The following is a 2547-nucleotide window of genomic DNA, read 5'->3' as shown; positions in this document are numbered from 1 at the left end:
CGTTTAGGGTTGTTCGATGCCTGCCATGGTCCGCAGGAATGTGAGCGCGCCACCGCGCGTTGCTGGCAGGCGTCGAACAAGCCTCGATGGAGGAAACCGCGGAGTGCTCCGAACCGGTGGGAGTCTTGGAGGCTATGGCGATTGATAGGCCGGGGTGCCCGGCGGTGCTGGAAGATGCGCGGTCAAACGGGATGCTGGATAGGGCCTGGGGCGGTGACGAGGCGGTGCAGTCGCGCAATCGTGAGGATAAAGCGGACGTGCGAGGGGCTGCGCGAAGCGGCAAGCGCAAACGTCCGCTCGTGGGCCGCGTTGCCGCAAAGCCGACGGTCGAGTTGCACGTCCAGGAAGCGTGGCGCTCATGTCTGGCGTCTCGGCATGGGTGGTGCGCGAATGGGCGCAGTGCGTTCCAGGATCTCGATGACGATCATCGGGGCACCGCAGTGCCGGCAGACGAAGACCGGAGGGACAGCAACCCCGGGATCGTCGGGCTGGGTGTCGGCCTCAGGCACGACGTCCAGCAGTTCACGGGCCTTCGCGAGACTGGCGCGGCGCACCGGGTTGGCGAGCAGTCCGTAGTGACGGATGCGATGGAAGCCGGCAGGCAGCACATGGAGCAGGAAGCGGCGCATGAACTCGCCGGCTTCGAGCGTCATGATCTTGTAGCGGGTGCGTCCCTTGGCCCGGTAGTCCTTCCAGCGGAAGGTGACACCGCGTTCATCGAAGGCGACCAGGCGCTGGCTGGAGATCGCCACGCGGTGCGTGTAGCGTGAGAGGTATTCGAGTACGGCGTGCGGTCCGGCAAAGGGACGCTTGGCGTAGACGACCCACTCGCAGGTGCGCAGCGGCGCAAGCCACCGTGCAAAGGTAGCCGCATTGGCAAGCTCCGTGTATTCGCCGAAGAACTGCAACTGGCCATGCTGGTGAGCCGTTTCGAGCGCTTCGAGGAAGCGGCGCCGGAACAGACGCGACAGGACGCGCACGGGCAGGAAGAAGCCGGGCCGGCAGGCGATCCACCGCTCACCATCGGGCGACAGGCCCCCGCCTGGGATGATGCCGTGCATGTGCGGATGATGCGTAAGCGCCGAGCCCCAGGTGTGCAGCACGAGCGTGGCGCCGATCTGGGCACCGAGGTGCCTGGGATCGGCGGCGATCGTGCGCAGCGTGTCGGCGGCGATGTCGAACAGCAGGCCGTAGATGACCCGCTTGTTGGTCCAGGCGATCGCGCTGATGGCGGCGGGCAGCGTGAAGACGAGGTGGAAGTACTCGACGGGTAGCAGATCGGCCTGGCGTGCCTCCAGCCAGCGGTGTGCGGCGCTGGCCTGGCACTTCGGGCAATGCCGGTCCCGGCAGGAGTTGAAGGACACCTCTGTCCTTGCGCAGCCTGAACAGCGCAGCACATGTCCGCCCAGTGCCGCCGTGCGGCACCGTTCGATGGCCGACATGACCTTCAGCTGCCCCAGGCTCAGGTGTGTCGTGGCTCGCCACACTGGCCCGTGGCTGCGGAAGATGTCCGCAACCTCCAGCATGAGATGTCGCAGGGTGCGGGCTTAGTCTTGAGGCAGGCGGTCCAGTGGACTGGTGACCTCATGCAGCAGGTCGGTGGCCACCTGTACGTAGAGCGCGGTGTTCTCGAGCTTCGCATGGCCGAGCAGGACCTGGATCACGCGGATGTCCACCTTCTGTTCGAGCAGATGGGTGGCGAAACTGTGACGCAGGGTATGCATGGATACGCGCTTGTCGATGTTCGCAGCCTCAGCGGCGGCATGAATGGCGCGGTTCAGCTGCCGCGTGCTCAGCTGATCGACCGGATCGAGTCCGGGAAACAACCACCCGCCATCGAGCATCCTGCCCTGCGCACGGGCCACACGCCACCACACACGCAGGCGCTCGAGCAGCACCGGCGAGAGCATGGCGTAGCGGTCGCGGCGGCCCTTGCCCTGCTCGATACGCAGTGTCATGCGCGCGCTGTCGACGTCGGTGACCTTCAGCGCTACCACTTCGCTGGCGCGTAGTCCCGCACCGTACGCGACCGACAGCGCGGTCTGGTGCTTCAAGTTGCCGGCCGCCTCGATGAGCCGCCGCACTTCATCGGGACTGAGCACGACGGGCAATATGCGGGGCACGCGCACCGGGTGCATTCTGACCATCAGCTCGGGCCGGTCAAGCGTGACCTCGAAGAAGAACTTGAGCCCGGTGATCGCGTGATTCAGCGACACGGCCGAGGTGCCGTGGTCGACCAGATAGAGCTGGTAGCGGCGCAGGTCTTCGACGGTGGCCGTGTCAGGTGAGCGCCCGAGAAACCGGGCGAACTCACGCACGATGCGCAGATAGATGTCCTGCGTCTTGGGGGCAAGCTGGCGCATGCGCATGTCGTCGATCATGCGCTGGCGCAGTGGACTGACGTTTGCCTGTGAGGAGGTCATGATTGGGCTCCTGCTGGAGAACGAGGCGGGTTGCCTCATTCGCCAACATACGGAACCGCGATGCCGGCCTCTCCCTGACCACCGGCGTCTGACCGTAGCCCCTACCGCGCGAGCGGTTTAGTCC

At 65.8% G+C, this 2547-nt stretch carries 2 protein-coding genes; both read right to left on the bottom strand.

Going from position 1 to position 2547, the window contains the following annotated elements; translation table 11 throughout:
• Window positions 1-356: 356 nt before the first annotated feature.
• Window positions 357-1526 (bottom strand): IS91 family transposase, encoded by a 1170-nt coding sequence (locus HV744_RS36365; RefSeq protein WP_175154056.1) that lies wholly within the window; start codon window positions 1524-1526, stop codon window positions 357-359.
• A gap of 21 nt (window positions 1527-1547) precedes the next feature.
• The gene (locus HV744_RS36360) at window positions 1548-2423 is read right to left on the bottom strand and encodes a tyrosine-type recombinase/integrase (protein ID WP_175154055.1); all 876 of its coding nucleotides are present in this window, start codon (window positions 2421-2423) and stop codon (window positions 1548-1550) included.
• Window positions 2424-2547: the final 124 nt, after the last annotated feature.

This window comes from Paraburkholderia ultramafica (genome assembly GCF_902859915.1).
GTDB lineage: Bacteria > Pseudomonadota > Gammaproteobacteria > Burkholderiales > Burkholderiaceae > Paraburkholderia > Paraburkholderia ultramafica.
This window is presented reverse-complemented; position numbering and strand designations above follow the sequence as displayed.

Coding starts and splice junctions, on each gene's coding strand:
- HV744_RS36360 (WP_175154055.1), bottom strand. CDS start 2,423: ATGACCTCCTCACAGGCAAACGTCAGTCCACTGCGCCAGCGCATGATC.
- HV744_RS36365 (WP_175154056.1), bottom strand. CDS start 1,526: ATGCTGGAGGTTGCGGACATCTTCCGCAGCCACGGGCCAGTGTGGCGA.